Source organism: Micromonospora sp. NPDC047187 (assembly GCF_040643355.1).
Lineage (GTDB): Bacteria > Actinomycetota > Actinomycetes > Mycobacteriales > Micromonosporaceae > Micromonospora > Micromonospora salmantinae.
On sequence record NZ_JBEYUF010000017.1, the window covers coordinates 100159 to 126864 of the forward strand.

Annotated in this window: 17 protein-coding genes and 1 tRNA gene; 6 read left to right on the forward strand and 12 right to left on the reverse strand. The window is 70.5% G+C overall.

Translation table 11 applies throughout. The features are described from left to right. Positions 1-2: 2 nt before the first annotated feature. The 6 genes from selB to fdh form a co-directional block, all read right to left on the reverse strand. The gene (gene selB, locus ABZ794_RS24190) at positions 3-1787 is read right to left on the reverse strand and encodes a selenocysteine-specific translation elongation factor (RefSeq protein WP_210783802.1); all 1785 of its coding nucleotides are present in this window, start codon (positions 1785-1787) and stop codon (positions 3-5) included. A gap of 2 nt (positions 1788-1789) precedes the next feature. Then, positions 1790-3094 carry an L-seryl-tRNA(Sec) selenium transferase gene (gene selA, locus ABZ794_RS24195; protein ID WP_357517673.1) on the reverse strand — a complete coding sequence of 435 codons (1305 nt, stop codon included), beginning with the start codon at positions 3092-3094 and terminating at the stop codon, positions 1790-1792. Between the two features lie 23 nt (positions 3095-3117). Then, positions 3118-3213: transfer RNA gene (locus tag ABZ794_RS24200), tRNA-Sec, on the reverse strand. A 13-nt stretch (positions 3214-3226) separates the two neighbouring features. Then, positions 3227-4378: an NrfD/PsrC family molybdoenzyme membrane anchor subunit gene (nrfD, locus tag ABZ794_RS24205; protein WP_210783799.1), complete on the reverse strand. Its 1152-nt coding sequence runs from the start codon at positions 4376-4378 to the stop codon at positions 3227-3229. Continuing rightward, a complete protein-coding gene (locus tag ABZ794_RS24210; protein ID WP_357517675.1) occupies positions 4375-5343 on the reverse strand; it encodes a 4Fe-4S dicluster domain-containing protein in 969 nt (322 codons plus the stop codon). The genes nrfD and ABZ794_RS24210 overlap by 4 nt, the downstream gene beginning before the upstream one ends. After that, a complete protein-coding gene (gene fdh / locus ABZ794_RS24215; RefSeq protein ID WP_357517677.1) occupies positions 5333-8605 on the reverse strand; it encodes a formate dehydrogenase in 3273 nt (1090 codons plus the stop codon). Before fdh ends, ABZ794_RS24210 begins: the two co-directional genes overlap by 11 nt. Positions 8606-8785: 180 nt before the next feature. Here fdh and ABZ794_RS24220 point away from each other — a divergent pair, with 180 nt between their 5' ends. Genes ABZ794_RS24220 through ABZ794_RS24235 form a run of 4 tightly spaced genes read left to right on the forward strand, consistent with a single transcriptional unit; the run spans position 8786 to position 16076 of the window. Further along, the gene (locus ABZ794_RS24220; RefSeq protein WP_357517679.1) at positions 8786-9133 is read left to right on the forward strand and encodes a CU044_2847 family protein; all 348 of its coding nucleotides are present in this window, start codon (positions 8786-8788) and stop codon (positions 9131-9133) included. A gap of 20 nt (positions 9134-9153) precedes the next feature. Next, entirely contained in the window at positions 9154-10887 is a 1734-nt protein-coding gene (locus ABZ794_RS24225; RefSeq protein ID WP_357517681.1) for a trypsin-like peptidase domain-containing protein, read from the forward strand. Positions 10888-10903: 16 nt separating this feature from the next. Further along, positions 10904-11914, forward strand: coding sequence for a MoxR family ATPase (locus tag ABZ794_RS24230; RefSeq protein ID WP_357517683.1), 1011 nt, complete (start codon positions 10904-10906; stop codon positions 11912-11914). After that, on the forward strand, positions 11904-16076 hold the full coding sequence (locus ABZ794_RS24235) for a tetratricopeptide repeat protein (protein ID WP_357517685.1): 4173 nt from the start codon (positions 11904-11906) through the stop codon (positions 16074-16076). The genes ABZ794_RS24230 and ABZ794_RS24235 overlap by 11 nt, the downstream gene beginning before the upstream one ends. Before the next feature lie 165 nt (positions 16077-16241). On the opposite strand, the gene ABZ794_RS24240 is transcribed toward ABZ794_RS24235, so the two are convergent. The 5 genes from ABZ794_RS24240 to ABZ794_RS24260 all read right to left on the reverse strand — a co-directional run bounded on the left by ABZ794_RS24240 (position 16242) and on the right by ABZ794_RS24260 (position 23803). After that, positions 16242-17837, reverse strand: coding sequence for a hypothetical protein (locus ABZ794_RS24240; RefSeq protein WP_357517687.1), 1596 nt, complete (start codon positions 17835-17837; stop codon positions 16242-16244). Between the two features lie 3 nt (positions 17838-17840). After that, a complete protein-coding gene (locus ABZ794_RS24245; RefSeq protein WP_238688918.1) occupies positions 17841-20246 on the reverse strand; it encodes a GTPase-associated protein 1-related protein in 2406 nt (801 codons plus the stop codon). Further along, positions 20247-21323 (reverse strand): zinc ribbon domain-containing protein, encoded by a 1077-nt coding sequence (locus ABZ794_RS24250; RefSeq protein WP_357517689.1) that lies wholly within the window; start codon positions 21321-21323, stop codon positions 20247-20249. Between the two features lie 128 nt (positions 21324-21451). Further along, positions 21452-22999 (reverse strand): hypothetical protein, encoded by a 1548-nt coding sequence (locus tag ABZ794_RS24255; RefSeq protein ID WP_357517691.1) that lies wholly within the window; start codon positions 22997-22999, stop codon positions 21452-21454. 243 nt (positions 23000-23242) lie between these two features. Continuing rightward, positions 23243-23803, reverse strand: a complete 561-nt coding sequence (locus ABZ794_RS24260; protein ID WP_357517693.1) for a hypothetical protein — start codon at positions 23801-23803, stop codon at positions 23243-23245. Between the two features lie 683 nt (positions 23804-24486). On the opposite strand from ABZ794_RS24260, the gene ABZ794_RS24265 reads away from it, so the two are divergent. Then, positions 24487-24828 carry a hypothetical protein gene (locus tag ABZ794_RS24265; RefSeq protein ID WP_124770765.1) on the forward strand — a complete coding sequence of 114 codons (342 nt, stop codon included), beginning with the start codon at positions 24487-24489 and terminating at the stop codon, positions 24826-24828. Next, complete coding sequence (locus ABZ794_RS24270) at positions 24825-25484, forward strand: nucleotidyl transferase AbiEii/AbiGii toxin family protein (RefSeq protein ID WP_357517695.1); 660 nt, start codon at positions 24825-24827, stop codon at positions 25482-25484. The genes ABZ794_RS24265 and ABZ794_RS24270 overlap by 4 nt, the downstream gene beginning before the upstream one ends. Positions 25485-25540: 56 nt before the next feature. Here ABZ794_RS24270 and ABZ794_RS24275 read toward each other — a convergent pair whose 3' ends face one another. Then, on the reverse strand, positions 25541-26443 hold the full coding sequence (locus ABZ794_RS24275; RefSeq protein WP_112673355.1) for an SDR family oxidoreductase: 903 nt from the start codon (positions 26441-26443) through the stop codon (positions 25541-25543). Positions 26444-26706: the final 263 nt, after the last annotated feature.

The following is a 26706-nucleotide window of genomic DNA, read 5'->3' on the forward strand; positions in this document are numbered from 1 at the left end:
GCTCAGCTGACGACGATCCGGGCGTCGTCGGGCAGTCGGCGGGTAGCGCCCCGCCGGTCCAGCAACTCCAGCAGGGGCACCGCCACCCGGCGGGTGGTGTCCAACGCCTGCCGGGCCGCCGACAGGGTGAACGGCTGCGGCAACCCGGCCAACACGCGGACCGCGTCGTCGAGCGCATCGGGCAGCAGCACCACGTTGTCGGCCAGCCGCAGCAGGGCGCCGGCCCGCACCGCGGCGCCGATCTCCCGGGGGCCCAGACCCAGGTCGACGAGGCGGTCCGCCTCAGGGGCGCGGAACGGCCGGTCGCCGTACTCGGCGCGGACCCGTTGCACGGCCAGGGCCACCGGTTCGGGCAGCGCGTCGGCGCCCGCCGCCCCGACCCGACCGGCGTGGATCCGCAGCGGCGGCCGGACCAGCGCCTCGACCAGCACCCGGTCGGGCAGGGCGAGGCGCTGACGCAGCGCGTCCACCGGCATCCCGGGCTCCAACGGGTGTTCCCGCGCGTGCCGGGCGACCTCCTCGGTCAGCTGCTCACCGAGCCGCCGCCAGTGTGCGGGGTCGGCCAGCCAGTCACCGGCCACCGCCTCGGCGTACGCCGGCCCGTCTTGCACCGCCTCGGCGTGCACCGGCACACCCATCCGGATCAACGCGCCGGCCCGGATCAACCGGCGACGGCGCAGCTCCCCCACCAGGTCGGGTCGACCGTCAAGCTCGGCCAGGACCTGGGCGCGGGCGGCGGCAGCACCCCGTCGGCCCAGCGGTGGAGGTGCCACATCCAGCACCCGCACCCCGCCGCTGACGTGGTGGCGGCCGGGGTCGCGCAACAGCGCCCGGTCACCCACCAGCAACGGCAGCGGGCGGGCCAACCGCAGCCGGACGGTGTCCGGACCGAGCGGACGCACCCGTACCGGCACCGCCGCCGAGCCGACGTGCAGGGTGAGGGTGGCCGGCAGGTCGGCTGCCGGGTCGCCGGCGAGCCGGACGTCGACCAGGTCGGTGTGGTGAAACCGGCCCGGGGTGAGCAACGCGTCGCCCCGGCCGAGCCGGTCGCGGGGCGTACCGCGCAGGTTGACCGCCACCCGGGCGACCGCCGCCGCCTCCGGTCGGGCCTCGCCGAGAGAGTGCAGGCCACGGACCCGGACCGGTTCGTCGGCGCCGGCCAACTCCAGTTCGTCGCCCACCCGCAGCCGCCCGGCGCCGAGGGTGCCGGTGACGACGGTGCCGCTGCCCCGCACTGTGAAGCTGCGGTCCACCCACAGCCGGACCGGGTCGTCCACCACCGGCGCGGGCAGTTGGGCGGCGAGCCGGCCCAGGGCGGCCCGCAGCTGCGGCAGGCCGGCACCGGTCAGGCCGCTGACCGCCACCGCCGGCACCGCGCCGAGGCTGGTCTCGGCGATCTCGGCGCGGGCGCGGGCCGTCGCCGGCCCCGGATCGGCGAGATCCGCGCGGGTCACCGCCAGCAGGCCGTACGCGACGCCGAGCGCGTCGAGCGCGGCCAGGTGCTCGGCGGACTGCGGCATCCAGCCCTCGTCGGCGGCCACCACGATCAGCGCCGCCGGGACCGGGCCGACCCCGGCGAGCATGTTCGGCACGAACCGCTCGTGCCCGGGTACGTCGACGAAGGCGACGGTGCCGCCGGACGGCAGCGTCGTCCAGGCGAAACCCAGGTCGATCGTCATCCCCCGGCGGCGTTCCTCGGCCCACCGGTCGGGCTCCATCCCGGTCAACGCCCGGACCAGTGTCGACTTGCCGTGGTCGACGTGCCCGGCGGTCGCGACGACGAACACGCTCAGTCCTCGCCGGGTACGCGCAGCACTGCCTCGCGGACGGCCTCGTCCGCGTCGGCGGGCACACAGCGCAGGTCGAGCAGGAGCCGGCCGCGCACCACCCGGCCGAGGACCGGCGGGTCACCGGTGCGCAGCGGCGCCGCGTACCGCTCGGGCAGGCTCAACGCCCACGAGTCCAACTCCACCCCGGGGGCGCCGCCCCCACCGACCACCGCGACGGCCGGCACCACCTCCGCCTTGCGGCCGTCCGCGCCGAGCCGGTCCCGCAGCCGCTCCACCCGTTCCCGCAGGGCACCCGGGTCGGTGTGCAGCGCCACCCGGGTCGGAGTGTCCGGTTGGTTCAGGGTGGCGGCCAGCGCGGCCAGGGTGAGTTTGTCCACCCGCAGCGCCCGCGCCAGTGGATGCCGACGCAACCGCTCGATCACCTCGACGTCACCCAGCAACAGCCCCGCCTGCGGCCCACCGAGCAGCTTGTCGCCGCTGGCGGTGACCAGCGCGGCGCCCGCGCGCAGGGTGCTGGCCGCGTCCGGTTCGTCGGGCAGCAGCGCGTCCGCGCCGAGCAGCCCGGAGCCGATGTCCGCGACCACCGGCATCCCGAGCGTGGCCAGTTGCCGTACCCCGACGGCGGAGGTGAAGCCGGTGACCCGGAAGTTCGACGGGTGCACCTTGAGCACGAAGCCGGTCTGCGGGCCGAGCGCGGCGGCGTAGTCCGCGAGGGTGGTGCGGTTGGTGGTGCCCACCTCGCGCAGCCGCGCGCCGGTGCTCTCCAGCAGGTCGGGCAGGCGGAAACCGTCGCCGATCTCGACCAGCTCGCCCCGGCTGACCACGATCTCCCGGCCGGCGGCCAACGCGGTGGCGGCCAGCACCAGCGCGGCGGCACCGTTGTTGACCACGTGCACGGCGCCCGCGGCGGGCACCGCGGCGGCCAGCGCGTCGAGCGCGCCCCGGCCGCGGCGGGCCCGCCGGCCGGTGGCCAGGTCCAACTCGACGTCGGTGTGCCCGGCGGCGGCCACCACCGCGGCGACCGCGGCGGACGACAACGGCGCCCGGCCCAGGTTGGTGTGCAGCACGACACCGGTGGCGTTGAGCACCACCCGGGGGCCGGGCGTGGGCAACGCGGCGACCGCCGCGTCGCGTACCTCGTCGGGTTTGAGCTCACCGCGGCGGGCGCGGCCCTGCGCGTGGGAGACGATCGCCTTGACCCGCTCCCGGCCGAGGGTCACGGTGGCGGCGGCCAGCACCGGGTCGGCGAGCAGCGTGTCCGTACGGGGCACCCGACGTCGCGGGTCCACCGGGCCGTCGCCCATCACGTCATCTCCTGCAAGCGGTGTGGCGGAGACGGACGGGAATCGAACCCGCCTGGCCCGGGTCCCGGACCACTCCGGTTTTGAAGACCGGGAGGGGCACCAGCCGCCTGAACGCCTCCACCGGACATTCGATCACACCGCGGGCGGGACCGCCCGATCAGCTGGAAGATCCATGCCGGCTCGCCGCGCCTCGACCCGTTCGCGCTGCGGCACCACCGTGTAGCGGGGGTCGCGGGCCGAGGCGACGCCACCGTAGAAGATGCCGAACCGGGTCAGCACCGACGCGGCCAGCAGCGCGGTCCCCGAGAGCGCACCGACCACCCGGCTGCGCCGGCCCAGCAGAGCACCCGCCACCCCGCCGGCGGTCAGCAGCCGCCCGGCACGCAGCAACCGGCCCGGCCGACCCAACCGGTAGGGCTCGCTGAGCAGGCCGAGGCGGGTCTCCACCCGATGCGCGCCGTACAGCTCCAGGGCCGCGCCGGCCACCGCCATCCGGCGGGCCGGCCCGGCCTGGGCCGGCGGCGCGGCGAGCAGACCCACGCCGGCGCCGCTGGCCAACGCGCTGCCCGCGAAGATCACCGGCAACTCGGGGTACGCCTCATGCCAGGACGGCACCGCCGTGTCGGCCAGCAACACCCCGGTGTACGTGGCCAGCGCCGGCGCGGTGCCGGCGGCGAGCAGCCCGGCGGCGTGCCCGATCGGCGGCAACGCCCGGCCGGCCAGCCCGAGCAGACCGTGCCGGGGCAGCAGACCGGCCGCCTCGGCGATCGCGGCGACGCCCGCCGCTGGCCCGTACGCGGTGAGAATCCAGGTACCCATCGACATCGGCGAGGTCGGCTTGGCCACCCGCAGCATGTGGTGGAACCGCGCCGGCCGGCCCAGGTCCCTGATCAGGAAGACGGCGCTGGCGCTGACGGCGGCCAGGGCTGTCACCCGACCGGCGCGACGCAGCGCGGGCCGCCCGGTGAGCTGCCCGCCCGCAGCCAGCAGCGACGAGCCGGCTGCCAACCCGCCGGTGAACAGGTACGCGGCGATGTCCCACTTCCAGACCGGTCCCTTCAGAACGGGCCGACCGTAATAGGAGGTGAACTCGGCCTCCGGCACCCGCAGTTCCTCACCGCCGCCACGCCGCCCGCCCCGCCGGCCCGTCCGGCCCCCGGCTTCGGTGCTGCCGCTGGCGGTACTGGGGCGGTCGTCGCTCACCGGTGGTCGGTCGCCGCCCTCGGCGGCGAGGCGCTCCCGGAAGCGACGGAACCGGTCGCCCACAGGGCCCGGTGGGGTCATGAGGAACCTCCGACGAACGCGGCGACAGTCGCCGCCGCCATGGCGAGAGCGGCGAGGCCGGCGCGCTTCCACATCTTCGGCAGGTCACGGGTGGTCACGACCGGGTCGGGCGGCAGCCCGTACACCTCGGGTTCGTCCAGGAGCAGGAAGAACGCCCCGTCACCGCCCACGCCGTCGTTCGGGTCGTGCCCGTACAGGCGGGCCTCGGGGACCCCCCGCTCGTGCAGCGTCGCCACCCGGGCGGCGGCACGTACACGCAGCTCTTCCAGGGGCCCGTACTGGATCGACTCGGTCGGGCACGCCTGCGCACACGCCGGAGTCATCCCCGCGCCCAGCCGGTCGTAGCACAGCGTGCACTTCCACGCCCGACCGTCGTCCTTACGCTGATCGATCACCCCGTACGGGCACGCCGAGATGCAGTACCCACACCCGTTGCAGATGTCCTCCTGCACCACCACGGTGCCGAACTCCGTGCGGAACAACGAACCCGTCGGACACACGTCCAGACACGCCGCATGCGTGCAGTGCTTGCAGACGTCCGACATCATCAACCACCGGAAATCCGTGCGTTCCTCGACGCCCGTGCCCCGGCCCGGTGGCTGGGCCCCCGGCATCCCCAGGAACTGCGGCCCCCCGTCGACCGGCCGGGCCGCGTCGGCGTCGACCGGCGCGCCGAGGACATCCGCCGGTGCGGCGCCGTGCCCGGCCGGGCGGGGCTGCTCGATGAACGCGACGTGCCGCCACGAGTTCGCGGTCAACGCGCCGGTGTTGTCGTACGACATGCCGAGCAGGTCCAGGCCGCTCTCCGGGACGCCGTTCCACTCCTTGCAGGCGACCTCACAGGCCTTGCAGCCGATGCAGACGCTGGTGTCGGTGAAGAACCCCATCCGGGGCGGCGCGTTCTCATAGCCCGCATCGGGTGCCGGGTCCAGCGGACCGTACAGGCTGTTCGGGTCAGGAAGCACCGTGCTCCTTCCCCTCATCGTCGGTGGTCACGGCCGGCGCGTGCTGGCCGGGGACGATCCCGGCGCGCCGCTGGTAGTCGGCCACCAGCTCGAGCAACGCCGGGCCGATGGGACGACGGCCCGGCCGCACGTCACAGGTGCCGACCTTGCTCTCCTGGATCAGCACGTTCGGGTCCAGGCTGATACCGAACAGGTCGTTGGCCGAGTCACCGGTGACCAGACCCTCGAAACCGAAGTGGTACGGCAACCACACCTGGTGGATGATCCGACCGTCCACCCGCAGCGGGGTGAGCCGGTCGGTCACCAGCACCTTCGCCTCGATCACCGCACGGCCGCTGACCAGGTGCGCCCAGCCCAGATGCGTCAACCCGACCTCGCCGGCCAGGGCCGGGGACACCTCGACGAACATCTCCGGTTGCAGCTCGGCCAACGGTGACACGGTCCGGCTCATCGCACCGGCGGTGTGGTGCTCGGTGAGCCGGCTGACAGTGAACACGTAGGGAAACACCTGGGCGTGCTCCTGCGGCGGGCTCGGGTTCACCGAGTTCACCGGGTGTGCGTACATCTTGCGGGTCGGGTTGGCCTGCTGACCGTAGAGCGGGTTACGCACCGGCGACTCCACCGGCTCGTAGTGCGTCGGCAGCGGCCCGTCCAGGACGCCGCTGGGCGCGTACAGCCAGCCCTTGCCGTCGCCCTGCATGACGAACGGGTCGTCGCCCGCGATGCCCTCCGGCCCGGACGCGCCGGCCGGCGGCCGGTACGACGGTGGCTTGGTCTTCTCGAAGTCCGGCACGTCGTAGCCGGTCCACTCGGACTTCTCCGCGTCCCACCACACGTACCGCTTGCGCTCAGACCACGGGTTGCCGTCCGGGTCGGCGGAGGCACGGTTGTAGAGGATGCGCCGGTTCGCCGGCCACGCCCAACCCCACTCGGCGGCCACCCAGTCCTGTTCGTGCCGGGACCTGCGCCGGGCCGCCTGGTTCACCCCGTCCGCGTACACCCCGCTGTAGATCCAACAACCGATGGCGGTGGAGCCGTCCGCACGGGCCTCGGCGAAACCGGACAGCGGGCGGCCGGTCGCCACGTCGTACCCGTTGATCTCGCGCAGCACCGCCTCGGCGCTCGGCTCCGCGTGCGGACCGTGCGTGGGGTAGTCCCAGGTGAGGTCGAGCAGCGCGCGGTCGCGCGGCAGCGGCGAGTCGGCCAGCTTCTCCCGCAGTTTGTGGCCGAGGTGATAGAAGAACCACAGCTCGGAGCGGGCGTCGCCCGGCGGCTCGACGGCCTTCTCCCGCCACTGCAACAACCGCTGCGTCTGGGTGAACGTGCCCTCTTTCTCCACATGCGACGCGGCGGGCAGGAAGAACACCTCCGTGCGGCACTCCTCCGGCACGATCTCCCCGGTGGCGACCTCGGGGCCGTTCTGCCAGAACGTCGCGCTTTCGATCATGAAAAGGTCCCGGACCACCAACCAGTCGAGGTTGGCCATCCCGAGCCGCTGCGCGCGACCGTGCGCGGAGCCGACCGCCGGGTTCTGCCCGAGCAGGAAGTACCCCTTGATCTTCCCGTCGATCATGTTGAGCACCTGTTGGTACGTGCCGTGATCACCGGTCAGCCGGGGCAGGTAGCCGTAGCAGAAGTCGTTCTCCGGCGTCGCCGCGTCACCCCAGTACGCCTTGAGCAGGCTGGCGGCGAACGACCGCGCGTTACCCCAGAACCCCTTCTGCCCCGGGTGGCGAATGCTGTCCACCCACTCGTCGAAGCTCGGGTGCTCGGCGTGGTGCGGCATCGGCAGATAACCGGGCAACAGGTTGAACAACGTCGGGATGTCGGTCGAGCCCTGGATGCTGGCGTGGCCACGAAGCGCCATCACCCCGCCACCCGGGCGACCCATGTTGCCCAGCAACAGCTGGATGATCGCACCGGTGCGGATGTACTGCACACCCACACTGTGCTGCGTCCAGCCCACCGAGTAGATCAGCATGCCGGTGCGGTCCCGACCGGAGTTCGCCGTCCACGCCCGCGCCAACTCCAGGAACTGCGCCTGCGAAATGCCACAGACCCGCTCCACCATCTCCGGGGTGTAACGGGAGAAGTGTCGCTTGAGGATCTGGTAGACGCAGCGCGGATGCTGCAACGTCTCGTCGCGCCGGGTCTGCCCGCCCACCGGCGCGCCGTGCGACTCGTGCGTCAACCCCGCGGCGCTGTCCCGCTCCTGGGCGGTGTGCCCACTGCCCGACGAACCCTCGTGCCCCTCGTACTGCCAGCTGTCCTGCACGTAGGTGCCGGTCTCCGGGTCGAAGCCGGAGAAGAAGCCGTCGCCGTCCTCGGTGTCGCTGAACTCCTCGCTGACGATCGTCGCCGCATTGGTGTACGCGAGCACGTACTCCCGGAAGTCCAACTCGTGGTCCAGGATGTAGCGCACCACCCCGCCGAGCAGCGCGATGTCGGTGCCCGCCCGGATCGGCACGTACTCATCCGCGACCGCACTCGTCCGGGTGAACCGTGGATCGACGTGGAAGACCTTCGCACCCTTGCGCTTGGCCTCCATCACCCACTGGAAACCCACCGGGTGCGCCTCAGCCATGTTCGAACCCTGGATGACGATCACGTCAGCGTTGGCGATGTCCTGCTGGAAATCCGTCGCACCGCCACGACCAAAGCTGGCCCCCAGACCGGGGACGGTGGCGGAGTGTCAAATACGGGCCTGGTTCTCGATCTGGAGCGCCCCCATCGCGGTGAACAACTTCTTGATGAGGTAGTTCTCCTCGTTGTCCAGCGTCGCCCCACCCAGACTGGAAATACCCAACGTCCGGTTGAGCGGTCGACCCTGCGTGTCGACGTCCTCCCAGGTCTGCTCGCGGGCGGCGAGGATCCGGTCGGCGATCATGTCGAGCGCGGTGTCGAGCTCCAGATCCTCCCACTGCGTCGAGTACGGCCGGCGGTAGCGGACCGTGGTCTGCCGCAACGGGCTGGTGACCAGGCTCTTGCTCGCCGAACCCTTCGGGCAGAGCCGACCCCGCGAGATCGGGCTGTCCGGATCACCCTCGATCTGACTGACCCGCCCGTCCTTCACGAACACCCGCTGACCACAACCCACAGCACAGTACGGGCAGACCGAACGGGCGACACTGTCGGCGTCCTCGGTGCGGGCGGTCAACGCCGCCGAACGGGCGGACTGCGCCGCCGCGCCCCGGCCCAGCGGGTCCGTGCCGGTGAGCTGGCGATAGACCGGCCAACCCTCGATAAAGGTCCGTAACCCCAACCCCGACACCCCCTCCCCACGCGAGCGACCCTCTGAAGATAGGTCAACTGAGACAGGTTCGCGAGCGGGAGGATCGCTCGAGGCCGGATCAAGGGGGAACCAGATTAAGTCAGCGACCCGACAGCGGCGGAGTACACAGTGGTTGATGCTCAACCGAACCTGGCTGTCACGGGAGGTTTGATGCCAACCGAGTTGATGCGTGTCCGCACCGAGGACGGCGACGAGGTCGTCTTCGAGATCGACCGGCGAGAGGCCGGTTTCGGCGAGGCGGGGCTCGGTGCGGACCAGATCGTCGAGGCGCGGAAGCGATTTGAGGCGGGCCTGCGAGAGATCAACATAGCGGCACAGAAGGCGCTCGCGACCTTCCGCGAAGCCGTCCATCGCCCGGATGACATCGAGATCGAGTTCGGGGTCAACTTCAATGCTCAGGCCGGCGCCGTCTTCGCCAAGACAGGCGTCGACGCCCACCTCACGGTCAAGCTCACCTGGTCAGGCGGTGCCCCGCGCAGCGAGGTCGCCGCACTGTGAGTGCCGCGCCGCGGTGGCAGGTGAGAGTCGACACTGCTGGCGGATCTGGCAGCGGCTTCCTGATTGACGCCCAACACATTCTCACCTGCGCGCACGTGGTGGGTGACGCAATGGCCGTCACGGTGTCGTTTCTGCAGCCCAGCCCGGGCGGACTCGATGGTGCCGTGGTGTTCCGAGGGCCCTGGTCACCAGGTGAGGTCGACGAGGGTGACGTCGCGGTGATCCGCCTGACCGAGCCCGTCGAGGTAGAGCCTGCGAGGCTCGCGCCACTGAACGGGGTGGAGATCTTCGCGCGACAGGAGCTCGGTGCGTTTGGCTTCCCCGACGGCTACCGGAAGACCGGCCAGATCGCCCACTTCCACGCTGACGCGTACCCCCGGCTGGCGGGGCAGGCGTGCCAGACCACCGCGAGCGAGACCAGGGGCACCCGTCTGGAGCGCGGTTACAGCGGCTCGGCCGCCTACGTGCAGGGGACCTACGAGGTGGTCGGCATGGTGATCTCCGCCGACCGGGACCCGGACATGCGGACCGGCGTGGTGCTGCCGCTCGACGAGATCGGCCGCCACTGGCCGTTCATCATCGATCGTATGCGCCTCGGCCCATTCGACTCGATCGCGTACCGGGAGCTGCGGGCCATCCTGGACGACCTGAAGCTTCCCGACATGCGCCGGCTACCGATGGAGGTGCTGGGGCACCCCACCCGGCTCTCCCCCGACCCGCCGCAGCAGCCGTTGAGCAGCGTGCTCGCCATGGTCGAGTGGCTGGCGGTGAACACCACCTTCCCCGAGGAGGAGGTTGTCGACCTCGTGGTCACCCTGCTGCGACGGATCGGGTTGAAATCCCCCGACCACAGTGCGGCTCTGCACGAATGGGTGGGACGACACGGTTGGAGCGCGGGCGACGCGACATCGGTCGAGCCGGCAACCGAAGACGCCGGTACCCGGCCAGGGTGGGTGGTAGTCCGGATCGCGCCGTCGGCGGAAGGACGCAAGGCACACCACGTCACCATCTGGACCGCCACCAACCCCGACGGTGGACTGGACGAACGGACCCTGGAGGAGACGGTCACCGAGGACAAGATCCAGGAGACCATCGAGCAGCACCTGCCCGAGGCGTACCGGAAGATGATGCACGCCACGTACGAGACGATCGCCGTCGAGTTCGTGCTGCCCCGTGGTCACCTGGGCTGGCCCGTCGACTCCTGGCGTGCCCTCGACGACCACGACCAAGTGCCGCTCGGTTGGAGCCGGCCGGTCGTGGTCCGCGCCCTGGAATGGTTCGACACCACCGATCCGCGCATGATCGAGGAACGGACCCGACAGCTTCGCGATCGCCCCGGCCACCTGAACGCCACGATGAGCTGGCTCGACTGCTCCAACCGCACCGGGGAACTGCGGAAGTTCAAGGCATGGCTGCGCTCCGCGAAACGCCCGCTCGCGCTCGGCCTGGCGGGCCGCTGGACAGAGCCGGACCGGATCGGCTCCGCAGTGGCGAGTGGCCTGCCGGTCCTGCTGTGGCAACGAGCCGCCTGTGCCTGCCCCGAAACCGAGACCATCTGCGCCAGCAGGCGTTTCAGTGACACCATGGCTACCCGGTTGGGCGACATCCGCAGCGAGGAGTTGCCCGCGCGGGTCCGCGACCTACGGGTGGAGGCCGCCGAACTCGACGACGAGGACGAACACTGTGGCCGCGATGTGACCCTGCTGTGGGACGAACCTCGGCGACGCCCGACCCGCCTGAGTTTCGCGGAGTGAGGAGTTAGGAGTGAGCGTGTCCGAGAAACCGGGCTGGTGGATCTATGAAGGCACCGGAGTCCCCCACGACGGTATCGATCGGCTGCCCGCTCCACCGCCATGGCGGGTCTTCGACGAATCCGCCACCCCCACCGCGCCACGTGTCGAGGAAACCGAGGCGGACATCCGTCGAGGCGCGAACTACCGGCCGGATCCGGATACCGTCGAACTGGTGAACGCCGCCCTGTACCTGCGTCGTCCACTGCTGGTGACGGGCCACCCGGGCACCGGAAAATCGACGCTTGCGACGGCGGTCGCCCACGAGCTGAAGCTCGGCCGACCATTGCGCTGGAACATCACCAGCCGGGTGACCCTGAAGGACGGCCTCTACCAGTACGACCCGTTGGCACGGCTCTACCAGACCAAACGGCATGCCGACGACACCGCTGGACCTGACCACGGTGAGGACCTGGGCCGTTTCATCCGGCTGGGCCCGCTGGGCACCGCCCTGCTGCCTTCGGCGAAGCCCAGGGTGTTGCTGATCGACGAGATCGACAAAGGCGACCTCGACCTCCCCAACGATCTGCTCACCATCGTCGAGGACGGCGCGTACGAGATCGCCGAGCTGGTGCGGCACGCGGACCGGACCGCCGACGCCCAGGTGATGACCGCGGACAGCACCGAACGAGTGCCCGTCCATCAAGGGCAAGTCAGTTGTCGCGCCTTTCCGGTCATCGTCATGACCAGCAACGACGAACGGGAGTTCCCACCCGCGTTCCTCCGGCGGTGCATTCAGGTCACCCTTCCGCAGCCCGATGGGGACAAGCTGACAAGCATCGTCGACGCGCACCTCGACGGTCTCGCCCAGGGCAGCACCGACCTGATCGACACCTTCCTCACCCGTCGGGAGCCGGGCGACCTAGCCACGGACCAACTGCTCAACGCGATCTACCTGACTGACCAGGCAGGCCGCTCCGGCGGTGTCGACCGGGTGCTCCTGGCCGAGAAGGTGATGACTCACCTGTCCCGCCGGTCCGATGACGATTGACCTGCTCCGCGACGCCATTGTCGCGGCGGGTGGTGATCCGACCGCACGAGAACTCGCGGAGGCGCTCTGGCTGGGGCACCATCTGCGACCACGCGCCCCCGCCGTACAGCCCGGGCCGGAAGCGGACACCGCGGCCGGGCCCGGGCCGGCTGACGACGCGGTCGCCGACGTGTCGGCACCGCTCAGCGGGGCGGAACCGGCACCCGCGCCGGTTCCGGCCCGTGCGCCGACACCCACCAGCCTGCACATACCCCCGACCCGGACCGGAACAGCGACGGCCGCCGAAGTCGCGGTACCCCGCTCGATCGCGCTCGCCGACCGACTGAGATTCCAGCGGACGTTGCGCCCGTTGATGCGGCGGGTGCCAAACCGGCGGCTCGACGTCCTCGACGAGGATGCGACGGTACGCGCCGTCGCCGAACACATGCTGGCCGACCAACCCTGGCGTGCGGTGCTGACACCGTCGACGGAGCGGTGGCTGGATGCCGCGGTGGTGGTGGACAGCACCGCTTCCATGACGCTGTGGCGTGACCTGTCCACCAGCGTGGCCGACACCCTGGCCTCCTCGGGGGTCTTTCGCCAGGTCAGCAGGTGGCGGCTGCACGGCGACGACGCCGGCGACGACGCCGCGCTGTCGACCTGGCGTGGTGAGACGCGTCGCCCCGCCGAACTGATCGACCCCACCGGACGGCGCATCGTCATCGTCATCAGCGACTGCGTCGACCGGATCTGGCACACTGGCGCGGCGGGCGCGTTCCTGCATCGCTGGGCCCGGCACGGTCCGGTGTCGATCCTTCAACCGTTGCCGGAACGCATGTGGTCCCGTACCGGCGGACGGACCATGGTGGGGGCGCTCAGCGCTCCACGCCCGGGCGCACCCAACACCGACCTGCGATTCGCCGCCTTCGACGGCCTGCCCGCCCCCGACGGCACCGTGGTGCCGGTGCTGGAGGTCTCGCCGCGCTGGGTCGGCCGTTGGACACGGCTCCTCTCGGGCGTGACGGCGGTGACCGCAGCGGTGACCGTGGTCACCGGCGAACGAGTACCCAACATCCCGGTCCGGGAACGGGCGACGCCCAGCCCGACCGACCGGGTACGGCACTTCCGCTCGTCGGCATCACCCGAGGCGTTCCGCCTTGCCGGGTACGTCGCGATGAGCGAGCCGGTGCTGCCGGTGATCCGCTACATCCAACACGCCATGTTCCGCTCCGCCCCGCCGTCGCAACTGGCCGAGGTGCTGCTCAGCGGCCTGCTGCGGGTGGTGGACGGGCAGGCTGGGCGCTACCGGTTCGTCGACGGAGTCCAACCTCTGCTTTTGGACACGCTGCAGCGTCCCGATCTGTTCCGGGCCGGGGAGCTGCTGGACGAGCTGTCCCAGGCGGTGCAGGCCCGGGTGGGGGTGGCTCGCGAGCATTTCACCGCGCTCACCCCGGGCCCCGGTCGGGCCGGGATCACGACCGACAGCCGCCCGTTCGCGGTGATCAACAATATCGGGAGGGCCCGGCTGGACCGTATCGCGGCCCGGCCGAGCGCGCCCGCCGCAGCTCCGCCCACCAGCCCTGCGGAATTGGCTGACACCGGCCCTGCCGCCCCAGACCTCGACCCGGAACCGGGTGATGCGGGCCCCGATGGTCCCGCGACGCGCGACGAGGCCACGGCGACGGGCGCACCGGCGGACCTGCTCGCTCCACACCACCGGGTGGTGCGCTTCAGCGGTCGTGCGGCCGACCTGGCCGATCTGCGGCGATGGTGTGACAGCCCCGGCTCGGCGGTGCGGGTGATAGCTGGCGGCGCTGGTCAGGGCAAGACCAGGCTGGTGCTCGAACTTCTCGACAGCCGTTCGGGACGCTGGCGGGATGCGCCGGTGTCCGGCGCCGACACGGCCGACATCGAGGACGGCGGGCTGGTCGTGGTGGACCACGCCGAGACGCGACTGGACACGGTGCGTAGAGAGCTGACCCGTGCGGCCCACGGCGTGAGACCGCTGCGTCTGCTCCTGCTCGCCCGTTCCGCCGGCGACTGGTGGCAGGAATTGCGCCGTACCAATCTCCTGTTCGGGGAGGGGACGGTCCAGCAGTTGCAGGCGCCCTGGGCGGCGGGGAACGCCCGGCAGGCCGCCCTCCGGGACGCTCTGACCGACCTCGCGACACGGTTGGACACCAACTCCGGCACCGACTACTGGCAGCGCCACGCCGCCTCGATGAGCCTGCCCAGCGCCGACGATGACCACTACTCCGCCCCCGTCACGCTTCACCTGGCCGCGCTGCGACTCCTCGTTCGCACCGGGGCGGAGCGGCCCCCCGTCTCCGTACCGGAGGTGGTGGCCGCGTTGGTCGCCCAAGAGCGCCGGTACGGCGAGGGCACCGCCGTGGCCGCCCGGATCTCCTATGCCCGACCGGGCCAACTCGACGAGTACGTGGGGGCGGCCGCCCTCTACGGCGCGGAGCGGATCACCGACGCACACGAAGTCGTCCGGCGGGTCCGCCCGGAGGACGCCACCGACCGGGCCACCGTGCACCGCCTGGCGACCTGGCTGCATGAGCTCTATCCGGGCACCGAGGGCGAATACTGGGGGCCGGTCGAGCCCGACGCGGTGCGGCACGACCTCGCGGTGACCGCCGCATCGCGCAACCCCGCCTTGGTCACGGGCATCATCCCGTTCTGTACACCGGCGCAGTCGGGTCGAGCCATGACGGTGCTCGGCTCGGCGTGTCACCGGCACCCACACCTCGCCGAACCGCTCTGGCAGGTGGTACGCGACCAGCCGGCCCTCTTGGTGACATTGCTGCAGGCGCTCAAGGCCACCGCCGCGACCCCACCGCCGGCCCTGGCGGCCCGGCTCCGCACGTTGGTGCAGGATCCCCGCACCCCGCACCCGATGGTGCGGGCCGTGGCCGAGGGCATGCCCGACCCCGGGTTCCTCTTCGCCGACCAGCCAGCGGCCGAATCCACCAAGCTCGTTCAGGGTGCCCGTCGGCTGGGCGAGATCGACCGTTACCTGCCCTGGCTGGCGGAAGCTCTCGGCCATCATCGTCGAGTACTGCTGGCCCACGGATCGGGCGCGGACGTGCTCGACGTGCTGACCGACGAGGTCGACCTGTGGCAACGGATCGTCGACATCGCCGGGCAGTCGAGTTCCGCGCGGTTGGTGCAGCGGCTGACCTCGGCCCTGGACGCCCAGGCCGACCACCTGCACCGTGCCGGTCTGACAGTGCAGGCGCTCAGCGCCACGAACCGGGCAGTGGCGCACCATCACCACGTTCACCTCGACGAGCCGGACAGCCATCTCACCCCGGTGTGCGCCAGTGAGATCCGGCAGGCCCGGCTCCTCGGTGAGCTGACCCGCATCGAGGAGGGCCTTGCTGCGGCGGAGTCGGCCGTACGGCACGCGCGAACGCTCTTCGACGCGGAACGACGCCGCAGTGACCGGACGACCGAGACGCGCAAAGAATCGGCGCACGCCCCGGCAGCCGTCCTCGTTCACCTCAGTGACGCGCTCGGCGCACTGGCCGCGATGCATCGGCTTCGCCACGATGCCGCGTCCGCTCTCGCGGCGGAGGACGAGCGGGTGGACCTGCACCGCCAACTCGTCACCGGCGACCAGATCCGCCGCGCCCCGGCCCTGGCGAAGGCCCTGCTGAGACAGGCCATGGACCTCGGAGAGGTCGGCTCGCCGCAGGTGGCGCTGACGGCTGCGGACGAGGCCGTCGCGATCTACCGCACCCTCGCGGCGGAGGGGAGCAGCGATGTCCTCGCGGCACTGGCGACGGCCCAGCACTGTCGAGCCGTCCTGATGCACGACCTCGAACGGCACGACGAGGCCGCTCTGGCATTCCGCGACGTGGTGGTCATCCACCGCCGACTGGCCACCGCCGACCCGGCCCGCTACAGGGAGGACCTGGCGACGGTGCTGAGGCAGCAGGCCGGGCTGCTCCTGGAGGCCGGCGACGTCGGAGCGGCCATCGAGGCGCTCACCGAGAGCTGCGAGATACGGGGTCGGCTGTTCCGCGACGACGCGGCGAACGCCACGCTGAGCACGCGCTTGGCACGAGAGCACCGCCAACTCGCCGGCCTGTGGGAGCGGGTCGGCGACGAGCCGAACGCCAACCGCCACCGGTTGCAGGCTCGCCTGCTGGACGAAGGACGACGCTCCCGCGGTTAGCTAAACGGGCTCCACACCCACCAGGAGGCCCGAAGCACGCCTGCCGTGGTGTGGGCTACCGCCTGTGGCAGGCCGACCCACACAGACCATGCCGCCAACGCCATCATGACGGCGAACATCAACACCAGAATGGACAATCGGGTCGCCTTGTAGGAGGTGGGCAGGTCAGCGGAGCGCATTCGTCACCTCCGGGCGCAGGGCGCGCTCCCCGCGCAACAGCCACATCAGCGGGTCGGGCGACGGCGGGTCGGTCTGGCCGTGCAGGAAGTAGCGAACCTCGCCGAAGTCTCGGCTGGCTGACGTCAGGAGACTGTCAAGGCCGTGCTCGACCAGAAATCGCCGGACATCCGTCGAACCCGCCCGAAGCGGTGCGCCGACCGGCAGCAGGCCGAGCAGATCACCCTTGGACACCACGATCGCGAGCCGGCACCGGCTCGTGTCGACCCCTCGATACCGCATGCCGATGACAACTGCCTCGTACGAGTCCACCAGATCGTGCCGGGCGACCCGCACGACCGGCACCAGGTGCGGCGGCAGCCCCGCCAGCTGTTCGCGCAGCGCCGGCAGTGACAGGGGGTCGAGGACGAAGACGAAGTTCCGTGTCTCGTCCAGGTAACCGTAGGTCGCACAGGTTTCCCTGTCGACGAGTGCCGGTCCGGGCGCGTCGAACACCTGCACCCGTTGCGGAGCGCGGTGGGCCTGCAGTGTCACGCCGACGGCTTCCGGCCCACCGCGTCGGTCCCGCCGTCGCACGATCGCGCAGCGCTCCGGGGGGAAACGGTCGACAAGTGCGGCCACCATGGCGTCGACAAGCGTCGACTTCCCCGCGTCGGGCGCACCGAAGAGGGCGACTCTGATCTCAGTGGCTCGTCCGGTGCCGGCGGCGAGCGCCGTGTCACACTTGGGACATAGCGCCGTGAGCTGTGCGCCCGCCGACGCCTGGCGGACCGGCATCGACGTTCCGCAGCCGCACCGCCGCCGCCACAGTCCCTGGGCGCCGGGCCGCAGAGCCCGGTGTCGATCGGACCCAGACGGCGCGGTCGACGGGTGCGCCGTCGGGCAGGCAAAAACCGGGAGGTCGACCAGGTAGTAGCAGTGCGGGCAACAGGTCTCGGTGTGCCAGGAGGCCCGCCATCGCCGGTCGGCAGCGCGCAACCCTGCGGTCGCCGCGGCACCGAGGACCCAGGTCGGCACGACGACCATCACAACGACGACACTCAGCACGGCGATGCTGGTGACGACACCCACGGTGAGGCCGACGAGCCCCGCGGCAGGCAGGGCGAGCACCGGCCAGGTCAGCAGCACCGTCCAGGTTCGGGTCCGGGTCGACCCGTCCGGGCCAACGCCGTCCGGGGAACTGTCCAGGAAACGCTTGTGGTACCGGGGCAGTCGGGGCAGCGATCGCCACGTGGAGATCCACGAGCGGGTCACGTGCCGGTGGCAGCGCTCGACGACGGCCCACAGGTCGTACCCCGCCTGCCAGACGGCATAGTGCGACCAGGCGAAGTCACGGTGATACGACAATGACCCGCGACGTCGCACCGCAGTGAACTGGTCCCGTGGGCTGCGCACCCGCGGCGGGTCGAGCAGCCCGCCGTACATCCGGGCGGTCTCGACCAGGGCGAGGACCAGCCCGGCGAGGTAACCAGCTGATAGGACATAAAGGACGTACGGCGTCAAAATGATCACGACCAGGCTGTACGCCGTCACGACGATAAGCAGTGCCAGCAGGAGGAGCGGAACGGCGATCAGGCCAGACATCAGTCACCCCCGTCCGCCCGGCCGGAGACGCCGGACCAGCCCACGTCGGTGCGAGCGCGAGAAGGTCTTCCACAGTGCTGACCACATCGGGCCCAAGCCGTCGATGTGCATCGTCATCTCCCGGAACCGCTTCTCCGAACAGCGGGAAACCACAGTGCGCACCAACCGATCAAGGTCGGCGTGTGTGCCCGCGTGGATCATCGAGGCCATCGCGGCCGACTGCGACTCGATGTTCAGCAACACGAATGCCAGGGCGACGTGTGCGGGGTTGGAGTTGTTCATCAACTCACCGCGCAGCTTGCGGGAACACGGTTCAGTGAGCTGCTGGACGTGCATGTGGGTGAGCACGGTGAAAGCCACCGCGACCACCGGCGCCTGCGTTATCGCCTCACACAGGTCCGGCATCTGTGCCCGCACCAGGTGTGGTGGCACGTCGTTTAGAGCCTTGACGAGCGCCACCGGGTCGAACGTCGTGTCCGCCAGTTTGTCGAGCACGAAGACCAGTGCGCGTTGCGCGGCGATGGCGCGGAGCGTGTCCACCTGAGGCGCCCACAGGCCGTGCGCTATCACGACGAGCGCCGCGTCGACGTACTCCCGCTCCGATCGGTAGTCGGTAACCTTCCGGTGCAGCGGCGCGAACACCCGCGGGTCTAGTGGTGTGTCGCGGGGCAGAAGATGCGTCAACAGGTGCGCTTCGGCACGGCTGACCGCACGGTGTGTCCAAATGACCGAGGCGGTGCGATTCACCATCGCCGCCGGACGAGTGGCGGCCATCGCGGTGCGCAGGCACTGTTCGATCAGGTCGATCTGCTGCCGCGCAGGTAGATGGCGCAGGGCGGCCTCCACCACCGCCGCGTCCAACGGCTCGTCGAGTCGCATGGGTTCACGCAGCAGCACGTCCCACCACTTGTCGCCGAGTTCGTAGGCCCGGTCCGGCTCGTCCGCCAAGCGCTCGCCGAGCTCGTGTCGCAGGAGCCGCTGAATCTCGTCCCCGCAGGCCCACAACGCGACCCTGTACGCGTGATCCGGGTTGTTGGCCCAGTCCAGGACGAACCGGTCCAGGCCGGGTTGCAGATCGGCCAGTGCCGGACGGAGCCCGAAGCGCCCGCACAGTCGGAGCAGGGTCTCGAACAGGGGCGGCTCGGCGAGGCGCATCTCCCTGGTGATCGCGACGAATGACCGCTCGTGCTCGGCTGGAGTCCATGCACCGTTGACCGGGGCGACCGGCTCCGGACGGACGACGCCCGCCACCGTCGCCTCGCGTACCTCGGCGTCGATCAGCGAGAGCCGCACCTCCGCCGCCCGGTGCGGGAATGTGGCGGCACGGCTCACCTCGTCGAGGCTGCGCAGCACCTCCACCGGCCACTGCGACGCCGCGGCCACCAGCAGGTCGACAATGCCGCCACCGTAACGCCTGACCAACTGTGGCGGTCCGTGCCGCAGCCAACTGACCAGCCCGGCAACCTTCTCAGGAGGTGGGCGGCGGCCGAGGATGGCGGCGAGAGCGACCGCGGTGCCGCCGTCACCGTCCATCCCGGCCGCCGCTGCGACCTCCACAGCGTCCACCACGTCCATCGGGTCCTCGGCGAGGAACAGCTCCGTCCACTGCCGCGCCGCCTGTGTGTGCGTGACCCGACTCCAGTCGTGCCGGACCAGGTCGAACACGGCATAGCCCTGATCGTTGTCGAGGGCGGCCTCGGCCCCACCCCAGTCGGGGTGCACGGCGAGGATTCGATGCGGCGCGTACGCGGGATTGAGCGTGAACACCTTGAATCCGATCCGCAGGGCTTCCCGCTGCGGTATCAACAGCGTGACCGCTGTTATCCATCGGATCACCTCGGCCGGCTCGCGGGCGACGAAGAGGACGCGCCGGCCACGCTGATCGGCTGGCGGGCGCAGGGTCGACAACAGCGCCGCGAGCAACTCGTCACCGTCGGGCGCGCTGCGAACGAAAGCCTGCGCCTCCACCGCGCCGAAGGAACCCGGATGCCAGCCCGGTTGGAGTTCCGGGCATCGCGTGGTCAGTGCCGGCTCAGCGGTCCAGAACGGCGCACCGAACATCTGGGCCGGGCGCACGAGGCCGTACGCGGCAGGGTCGTCGGTGACGATGGCATGGGTCAGCTGGTTGCCCTCCCTGCCGCCCACGCTCTCCCGCCCCAGGTAGACCCCGGCGGCGGTAGCCAACAGCCCGTCCCAGACATGTGCGAACGAAGCGGGGTAGTCGCTGACCGGACGACGCTGCCCCATCAACCGCGGCGGTGGTTCGTAGAGCAGGTTCCGCTGCACCACTGCCTCCGCGTTCCGGTCCGCGCCCGCCGATCGCGACTGAAACTGGAGGCCGGGTGTCCCGCGGAGCCCTTGGCCCTCGCGACAGTCCGTCCAGATCAGCGCCTCGAACCGCCCTGTCATTCAGCGCTGCCTCGGTACGACGCCGAAACGGCGTAGGCTGAGCAACCAGAGCAACGGCTCGTCGACTCGGTACGGGCGAACACCACCGGGCTCGACCATGGCGTTGTCGTAATCCGGTGGGGCTCCCAGCGCGGAGACGAAGAAGTAGCGGAAGGTCGTGTAGTTCATCCGCAGGTGCTGCTCGATGTCGTCGCCCCGCCAGTCCCGGAGCAGGGCAGCGACCTGCTCGTGGGTGGCCCGACCCACCTGTTCGTCGTACGCCGGCCCGCGCCGCGGCTCATTGCACAGCGGGTGATCCCGGCCCAACACGTCGAAGAAGGCGTCCATCTTGGCGAACGCGACGGCGACCGGCTTGGTGATCCGCTGACTGCCGCCCACCCCGTTGCTGGAGCGCAGACTCTGGGTGAGCCGGTCGACTACCGCGATGGTGTCCTCGGTCGAGCGGATCGCCGAAGACGGTAATCGAAGCCGCTCCCGCGCCTCGGGCAGCATGAAGGGGTCGAGCAGCAGGATCAGACCGTCAGCGGCACCGATGTAGGCCAGGTCGTTGGCGCCGCTGAGGGTGCCGACATCCTCGCCTGCGGTGTCGTGGAACGACAGGTAACTGGTGCGGTAGACCGGCTTGCGCCGCCACCGACGGCGCTCACCCCGCCACTCGAACACCAGCGGATTCTGCCGGCCACCGACGGCGGGCGGAGTCGCCTCGAACAGTTTGTGCTCGGTGAACATCCTGTCGACGTTCTGCTCCAGCCACGCCAGCGGGGACTTGAAGCCACCCTGCCCGTCGCCGGTCATCCTGATATCCGCGGCGAACCGGCGACGCAGGTCGGAATAGCGCATCTCGTGGGCGAGAACGGTCAGATAGACCGTCTTGCCGGTGCCCTTCCCACCGAACATGGCGATCATCGGGCTGGACGCCTCCCCGAAGTTGGCCGGCACCGGGGTGTGGCAGGAGGGGCAGGCGCGAATCCCCGTACGGCCACCGCAGTCCGGGCACCAGGCGATCCGTGCCAGCCGGAGCCGTTGGTTGCGTGGGGGTGGGAAGACCGGACGCATCGTCTCGGTGAAACCGGTCATGTTGTGGCGGACCGTGTCGGTGCCGGGCGGGCAACCCTTCCGATCGGCGTCACCCTTGCCCAAGCACTGGAACCACAGCGCTGAGCCGTCGATACGCTGATAACAGAACGGACAGGCGACGTTGGCCACTATGTCAACCTCATCGATTCGACGGGAGGGCCGGTGAGCACCGTCGGTACCGGACCACGCAGGAAACACCGAACCCAGTACGGATCCTGACGCCGGGGCAGCACCGGAACGGGGATGGTCAGCTCTCGGGCCTGGTGGGCGACTAGGTCGACACCCTCGTGCTCGACGAGCACGGTCCCGTGAGCCGCGGACGGCGGCATCGCGAGATCCGTGCCGAGCACAACTGTGACGACGAGGTCGGCGAGATCCGTCTCCGCCCGCAGCCGGACAGCGAGATCCCGCCGGCCGAACCTCCACAGTCGGTGCCGGGTCAGGGTGTACGAGACCGGTATCGACCGGGGCGGTAGCTCGACCTCACGGCCTCGTGAACATGCCTCGTCGGCGGCGACGGCGGTGAGCACCGAGACCCGGACCACCCCGGGATCCAGGGCAGCGGGTATTCGGAAACCGTTGGACCCCGCGTACCCGGCGCGGGTGATCTGGTCCTGTCGTACGCCGCCCGGCGCTGTCCACTCGACAATTGCCAGCCGCGATCCCTCCGGCCAGACCCAGGTAACGATGACGTCGTCCCCGCGGCGCTCGGCCCTCAGCCTCCGGACTGGCTCAGCCAGACCGAGCGCAACGAATCGACCCACCACAGCCTGGTCCCGCTCCACCACGTACGGCACATAGAGGTGGTAGCCCACTGGCACCTCGGCGAGGAGCGCCGCCTCGCCGTCGTGCACCTGCCTGGTACCGCCCAGCTCGGTGCCGAAGGCCATCAGCGTCGCCACGGGAAGCACGCTCCCGGATGCCCATGGTGGTGGCGTCTCGGCCCAGCGGATCCTCAACCGCTCGGCATCCGTCGCCGGCCAGGACACCCGTACCTGACAACTGTCGTCGCGGGCACCGAGCGCCTCGATCGTGAGTTCGGCTGGCTGGACCAGGCGCGCCAACTCGTCCGAGTTCGGACGTTGATCTGCCTGCCGCCTCGCGGCCGCCGCATCTGACGTCTCGTTCGGTACCTGCGGCACATCCTCCGCGGAGCCGCCGCTCTTGGCGACCCGGCTGCGTCGAGCGACAGGTCGAGTCGATTCACGCGCGTCAACGGCGCCGGAGTCATCGAGGCGGGCACGGATGAACTCACGTGCCTCAGCCCGCCACCCAGGGGCGTCGTCCGGGACCTCAGTGGGTGGTTCGGCATGCCGGGTCGGCTCCGCCCGCACCAGATTCGGTGGGCGTATCCGCGTCGTCCGCCCCCCGCCGCCCTGCGTCGCCGTCGCCTGGTCCTGCCACCACGCAGGGTCGCTCATCAGGTCACCGACGTTACGGCTGAGTTCCTCGTCGGCCCGAATCAGCAGCCGACAGATCTCCGCCCGACTGTCCGGCCCCACGGCGCGGTCCTGCCAAAACTGTCGTAGCTGCTTGAGATGGACGGCAAGTTGGTCGACTGTCCAGTCTGGCTCCACCGCGTAACGCAGAATGAGGTCGCCGACGGGAAGTCGCCCGTGTCGACCACGCAGCGGCTTGATGACCTCGCGGTCGTAACGCTCGGCGTCGAACGCCATCGAGTTAGCAAACGCCGATAGGCGGCTGAACGAAACAGTCGAAAGCACCAGTCGCATCCACTGTGAACCTCACCGCCTATTCATTCACGTTAGCGACTTGAGATCATCACAATCCTGAGGGTGATTACAAGCATCTGTCAGTCCACGGACACTCCGACTTCGCGGGGACGCCGCTGGCCGGCACCCCGAGTGCGGGTGCCGGCCAGTGGTCGGTGCGGTGGTGCTGGGTGCTTGTGGTGTGGGTCAGCTGTTCCAGTGCTGGGCGACGAGGTCGGTGGCCTGCTGCTCCCACTGGGCGTAGGCGTCCGGGTAGGCCGACACCTGCACGGTCTGGGCGGCGTCGGTCAGCGGCATGTCCTGCCAGCCGTCGACCTGCTTGAGGCCCTTGAGGAACGCGGTGGTGGAGTACTCGGGGTCGGTGATCTGCTCCGGGGTGCCCCAACCCGAGCTCGGGCGCTGCTGGAACAGGCCCAGCGAGTCATGGTCGTTCCGGTCGCCCAGGTGACCCAGGTTCTCCAGCTTCGACTCCTGCAGGCTCGTCGCGATCGAGATGACCGCGGCCCGCTCCGGCAGACCGGCCTTCTTCGTGGCCGCGATGATCGCCTTCACATTCGCCGTCTGCTCGTCGTTGAGGGTGATGTGGGACTGCTCGCCCTGCGGCTTCGGCGCCGCCGACTGCACCGCAACCGCCACCGGGTTGGCATCGACCGGGTTGGCGTGGGCGGCGATCGGGCCGGCGAACACACCACCGGCGAACGCGAGACCAGCAACAGACAGCATGCTCTTACGGAAGATCGTGTTCATGAGGGGTAGCTCCTTCGGGGGTAGAACACCCGCACCGCCAAAGAGGGGGACGGCGGTGATGGGTGTGAGCACCTCGTCCGGCGCTGCACAAAACAAGGGGAAAAGTCTTGGGGGGTGACACCCTGCCGGGCGTCAGGGTCGGCGACCTGACGAGCGGGGGGCTCGTGGCGCCGGGTCCATCTGTAACGACCGGCGGGCCGGGGTCATTCCGGGGTCGGCCCATCCATCGGCACCCTCGTCGTGGCGGTGCCTGCGGTCGTTCGTGGGGGTTGTAACGACCGGGTGGAGGCTGGCATTCCACCCTGCGCGACCAGCCCTCAGGGGTCCGGCAGCGCGTCGGTGGTGCTGCGATCGTCAGGATGTGTAACGACCCTGAGCCCGCCATGATTCCGGCCCACGGGTGCGCCCGGCCACACCCCACAACCATCCACCAACGGGCAAACCACCCATGCGGCGTGGCTCGTGCGACCCCAAACCACCCCCTGGCCGGGCGTGATCCACTCGGTTTCACGGAAGTCGGGGCATCCCGGACACCGCGACTTCATGAAACCCGAGCCGACCACGATTGGGCCGACCGCAAATGCCAACAAACCGGACAGACGGCCTGACCGGGGCATGTCGGCGCGCAGCGCGCTGGGATCGACCTGAGCGACACCGGCTCTGGTGGGCGTTACCCTGACACCATGCAGGCCGTCTCCCCCACCGCGACCGGCGTGGCCTTTCTGGCCCGCCCGGGTCGCCCCGCTGTGGTGGCGCGGACGCTCGCCGAGCTTGCCGGCCCCACCCGAGGTGTGGTGGAGCTGCCGGTACGGCTGATGTGGAACGCCGAGCGCACCTTTGACCTCGGCGACCCCGACCAACTGCTCTGGATGTACGAGAACGTGCTTCGCGAGACCACTCGGGCCGAGGATCTGCGCGCCCTGATCAACGGGCGGACGCTGCGTCGGGTGTGGCGACTGCTCAACCTGCCTCGGGGCGTACGCCAGGCGTGGGAGAGCCGGCACCGCGGCCTGCGCGCGGCGTGATCGAGCCTCATCTGCACGAGTTCTACCGGGAGGTGGCCCGGGTGGCGCTTGCCGCCGCCGGGCCGTACCGGTTCGTTCTGGGTGGTGGGGTGGCGTGGGCGGCGCACGGGCTGGTCGCCCGACCGACGGAGGACGTGGACCTCTTCGCGGACGTGGAGGGTGCCGCAGCGGCGGCGTCCGCCGGGGTCCGGGTGGCCCTGGAGCGGGCCGGGTTCATCGTCAGCGACGCCGACCCGGACAGTGAGCTGGCCGAGCTGTTCGACGGGTACGAGCAGGACATGAAGGATTTCGTGGTGAGCCGCGACGGTCGGCAGATCCGGCTCAGCCTCGCCCGGTTGGACCGCCAGCAGAGCCCGGTGGTGATGGACCTGGGCCCGGTGATGGACGTTCGTGACCTGGTGGCGAACAAGATCGCGGCGTTGGTCAACCGGCGGGAGGTTCGCGACTTCATCGACGTGGCCGCAGCTCTCGACCACTACGACGTGACCGAGCTGTTGATGCTGGCACGGCAGGTCGACCCCGCGCTGGACCCGGACGACGTACGCGCCGCCGGCCGTTACCTGGACCGGCTCGCCGACCAGCGTTTCGGCCGGTACGGCCTGGGCACCGCCGACGTCGCCGAGATCCGGCAACGCTTCGCCGCCTGGCCACGCTGACCAGCGGGCCGCAGCGTCGGGTGGGCATCCCGAGCGGGCGCCCACCCGACGGCGGGTCACTTGGTCGGTCGACCGCCCGTGACCCCCAGGATCTCGCCCGTCACGTAGCTGGACTCCTGCGAGGCGAAGAAGACGTACGCGGGTGCCAGCTCAGCCGGCTGCCCGGGACGCCCTTCCGGGGTGTCGGTGCCGAACTGCTTCACCTTCTCCTCCGGCATGGTGGACGGGATCAGCGGCGTCCACACGGGCCCCGGTGCGACAGCGTTGACGCGGATGCCCTGCTCGGCCAGGTCGGCGGCGAGGGCCTTGGTGAAGTTGGCGATCCCCGCCTTCGTGGTGGCGTAGTCCAGCAGCTGCGGCGACGGGTCGAACGCCTGGATCGACGACGTGTTGATGATCGCCGACCCCTCGGCCAGGTGCGGAATGGCGGCCTTGCAGAGCCAGAACATCGCGTACAGATTGGTCTTGAACACCCGGTCGAACTGCTCGGTGCTGATGCCGAGGATCCCCTTGTCCTGCGACATCTGGTACGCCGCGTTGTTCACCAGGATGTCGAGGCCGCCCAGGTCGCGCACCGCCCGGTCGACCAGTTCCTGGCAGTGCGCCTCGTCGGTGATGTCACCGCGTACCGCCACACCCCGCCGGCCGGCGGCCTCGACCAGCCGGATGGTCTCCCGGGCGTCGGCGTCCTCCTCCTCGCCGAGGTAGGAGATGAGCACGTCCGCGCCCTCCCGGGCGAAGGCGATCGCGACCGCCCGGCCGATCCCCGAGTCACCGCCGGTGATCAGTGCCCGCTTGCCGTCGAGCTTGCCGCTGCCCCGGTACGACTCCTCCCCGTGGTCCGGCTTCGGGGTCATCTCCCCGGTCGAGCCGGGCGCTGACTGCTGCTGTGCGGGCTGACCGGACTGCTGGCCGTACTGGCTGGTCGGGTCCTGCTGGGTGTGCTGGTCCTCGCTCACTGAAATCTCCTCGCTGCGCGCGGGAAGCGGGGCTCTCCCGCGAATGCCGTCCCTGACGGCCCTACCCTGCGTCGGCCTGCGGAAACCCCTGCGCTGATCTGGGCTGCCGTGGCGTGAGTGCCGGGTGCTGGTTATGGTGCGCAAGGCGCTCACGAGGCGCGTCCACCCCCATGGAAAGGCACGTCATGACCTCTCCCTCCGGCCCGTCGCGCCGCCAGGTGCTCGTCGCCGCGGCGGCCGCGGCGACCACCCCGCTGATCGCC